General features: G+C 69.3%; 3 protein-coding genes. All 3 read right to left on the reverse strand.

The window, feature by feature from the left end:
- Nucleotides 1-31 precede the first annotated feature (31 nt).
- From ACFWFR_RS18660 to ACFWFR_RS18670, 3 genes are read right to left on the reverse strand one after another with little or no spacing between them, the layout of a single operon-like run.
- A complete protein-coding gene (locus tag ACFWFR_RS18660) occupies nt 32-964 on the reverse strand; it encodes an urea transporter (RefSeq protein ID WP_377624081.1) in 933 nt (310 codons plus the stop codon).
- A gap of 1 nt (nt 965) precedes the next feature.
- Nucleotides 966-2186: a HoxN/HupN/NixA family nickel/cobalt transporter gene (locus ACFWFR_RS18665; RefSeq protein ID WP_377624082.1), complete on the reverse strand. Its 1221-nt coding sequence runs from the start codon at nt 2184-2186 to the stop codon at nt 966-968.
- 6 nt (nt 2187-2192) lie between these two features.
- Entirely contained in the window at nt 2193-3122 is a 930-nt protein-coding gene (locus ACFWFR_RS18670) for an urease accessory protein UreD (RefSeq protein ID WP_377624083.1), read from the reverse strand.
- Between the last annotated feature and the right edge of the window lie 92 nt (nt 3123-3214).

A 3214-nucleotide genomic window follows, 5' to 3' on the forward strand; every position in this document is an offset into this window, starting at 1 on the left:
GTCTGTGCGTGCCTCGACGGGCACCCCGGCCTCAGGACCGCTTGAGCGCCGGGACGAACGCCGCGATGATCAGGAACACCCACGTGGTGAGGATGTAGGGCCACGTGTAGACCGGGCCGCTCGTGAGGTCGTGCATGACGAGCGTCACGACGGCCGTCGCGATCGTGCCGATCAGCGCGTAGGCCCACGACGCGCTCGTGCTGCGCAGGAAGACCACCGCGAGCGCGATCGCCGTCAGGACGCCGGAGTACCCCTCGAGGCCGTTGGCCGTGTTCTGCAGGTTCTCGCCGAACGCCAGGGCGCACAGGCTCCCGACCACGCTGCCCATGACGGCTGCCAGGCCCACCTTCCACGAGGCGACGAAGAGGCCCAGCAGGATCAGGGCGCCGCCCCACAGGCTGTTGACCAGCACGACCTCGGACACGTTGGTGAGCAGCGAGCGCAAGAAGGCCGTGGTGGCGTCGTCGGCCACGTGCGAGCCGGCCGAGCTGACGTGCAGGCTCGTCGTCGTGACGTACATGATCCCGGCGACCGTGCAGAACGGGGCAGTGGTGGCGGGCAGCGCGAACCGCTTGAGCGGCTCGGTGCCGAACAGCCACACGAAGAACCACGTCACCGGGGCGCACAGCAGACCACCGACCAGCGCGACCACGTAGGACCACGCCTGGTCGCCGCCCATCGCGGCGAAGACCGCGGCCCCGACCAGGGCACCGCAGAAGCCCTGCAGTCCCATCTCGACGTTGTCCGCACCGACCTTCATGAGGTATCCCGCGGCGGTCGAGGCGACCGTCCCCACGACGACCAGCAGGGCCATGCGCCAGTCGGCGACCACGAAGGCCGCGAGGATCAGGAGACCTGTCCAGACGTTCTTCTGGAAGAAGATCTGCGACAGGCCGTGGGCCAGGGAACCGGCCGTCACCGCCGCCGCGTTCGAAGGTGCTGTCGTTGCGTTCGTCGCTGACATGTCATCTCCCTGTGGTGCCGGTGTCGGGTCGAGTGATGGGTGGAACCGGAAGGTCCTCGGACGAGGCGAGCGGCTGGGGGGCTCTCCCTGGTGGGACGAGCGCCGGTGGGACGAGCGACTGCGGGGCGAGCACCGGGGCGGGGTCCCCGCCGCCGGGACCAGAACGGGCGGCCGCGCCCTGTCCCCAGCGTTCCTCGACGCGACCGAGCTTCCAGTAGGCGGTCGACAGGAGCCAGGCCGCGATGAGCGTGCCCACCACGATGTAGCCGATGTTCTCGAGCTCGATGCTCGCGACCCAGTCGGTGACCGGGTCGTGCAGGCCCAGCTTCTCGTTGAGGAGGCCGACGAGCTCGATCCCGCCGATCACGACCGCGACCATGACGGAGATGCCCGTCACGGTCAGGCTGTAGTACACCTTGCGGATCGGGTTCACGGTGGCCCACGAGTACGCCTTGACCATGACGGCCGAGTCCATGGTGTCGAACAGGCTCATGCCCGCGGCGAAGATCAGCGGCAGGCACAGCACCGCGTACCACGGCAGGCCGGTCGCGGCGCCCGTGCCCGCGAGGACCAGCAGCGCGATCTCGCTCGCGGTGTCGAAGCCCAGACCGAAGAGGAACCCGACCAGGTACATCTTGCGCGGTCGGTCGACCGACCTCACGAGCGGCTGGACCATGCGGTTCACGAACCCACGGCTCGCGAGCTGCTTCTCGAGCTGCTCCTCGTTGAGCGGTGAGACCTTGGACCGCTGCCACACCTTCCAGATCCCCACGAACGACACCGCGTTGATGAGACCGATGAGGATGAGGAAGACACCCGAGATCGCGGTGCCGAAGACGCCGAGCGCGTTGCGCACCCCGCTGCCGTCGGACGTGAGCCCCACGGCCCAGCTCACTCCCCCGGCGAGCAGGACGGCCATGAGGAACACGACCGTGGAGTGCCCGAGCGAGAAGTAGAGCCCGACCCCCGCGGCCGGCTTCTTGAGGTCGACGAGCTTGCGGGTCGTGTTGTCGATCGCCGCGATGTGGTCGGCGTCGAACGCGTGCTTGACCCCCAGCACGTAGGCCGTGACCGCGATCCCGACCCCGAAGACGGCCGAGCCGAGCTGAAGGTGCTGAGGTGCCACGAACGCGAAGAACACCCCGAAGCCCACGACGTGGAGCAGGACGACCGGGACGAAGACCTTGACCAGCTGCAGGACGTAGGAGGACTTCGCGTTCATGGGACCTCAGCTCTTCCGGATGAGCGGAGCCTCGACCCCCGTGAGGAGCTGGTGCACCGCCTGCCACGCCGCGGTGTTGGCGTGGGCGACGGACTCGGTGTCGTCACCCACGATGCGGACCCAGACACCCACGTCCCCCGGCAGGGCGCTCACCCCGAGGAAGAGATCCTCCTCGAACCGTTCGGCGAGCACCGTGTGCAGCAGGTCGGCGAGCTGGGCTGCCGGCGCGAGGGGCGTGAGCACGTAGAGCATCGACAGCACGTCCCGGTCGCCGAGCACCGCGAGGCCACCGGTCTGCCCGTCCTCAGGCGTGAGCCGCACGCGGTCGAGCGCGACGATCCGCCCGTCCGGTCGCCGGACCTCGAAGTCGGAGGCGAACACCGTGTACCGGTGCCGCTCGTCGCGCGCGAGGCGACCCGCGAAGACGGTCTCCCCCGCCAGGAGCGTGGCCGACTCGTCGAGCGTGACCCGCGTGCGCTGGTAGAGCCGGGAGTCGGCGAACGGGATCACGGGGTCGGGCAGGTACTCGGCGTAGGCGCCCTCCGCGACCTGGATGTTGGACTGGGCGACCGCGTAGTCGTGCTCCATCCGGTAGACCTTGGTGTGGGCCGACGTCGTGACGTGGGCGGACGTGCCCGGCCCGAACGTGAGGTCCGTCCGGAGCCGGTCGCCCTGGAGGATGCCCCCACCCGTCGACATGAGGTACGTGTACGGCATGTCGGGGCGCAGCAGGTCGTAGTACAGCGGTCGCATGATCTGCAGCGGCGACTTCTGGTAGTGGTGGACCAGCTCGGTGCCGCGATCGTTCCTGCCGAACTCCATCTCGAGGAGCCCCACCTTGCCCGGGCTGCCCGTCGCGAGCGTGTCCGGCGTGCTGCTGTGCTGCAGGACCTCCTGCGGGACGTGGTCCGGCTCCCTGGACCGGGCGATGTCCAACCTGACCCTGGCCGTCGACGAGTCCGGGGCCACCGTGGTCCGCGAGGACCCGCTGCCGGAGCTGCTCGGGGACTCCACGTCCCTCACCATGG

Origin of the sequence: Oerskovia sp. NPDC060287, from assembly GCF_042726775.1 — a bacterium.
GTDB classification, from domain to species: domain Bacteria; phylum Actinomycetota; class Actinomycetes; order Actinomycetales; family Cellulomonadaceae; genus Oerskovia; species Oerskovia merdavium.

Coding starts and splice junctions, on each gene's coding strand:
- ACFWFR_RS18660 (WP_377624081.1), bottom strand. CDS start 964: ATGTCAGCGACGAACGCAACGACAGCACCTTCGAACGCGGCGGCGGTG.
- ACFWFR_RS18665 (WP_377624082.1), bottom strand. CDS start 2,186: ATGAACGCGAAGTCCTCCTACGTCCTGCAGCTGGTCAAGGTCTTCGTC.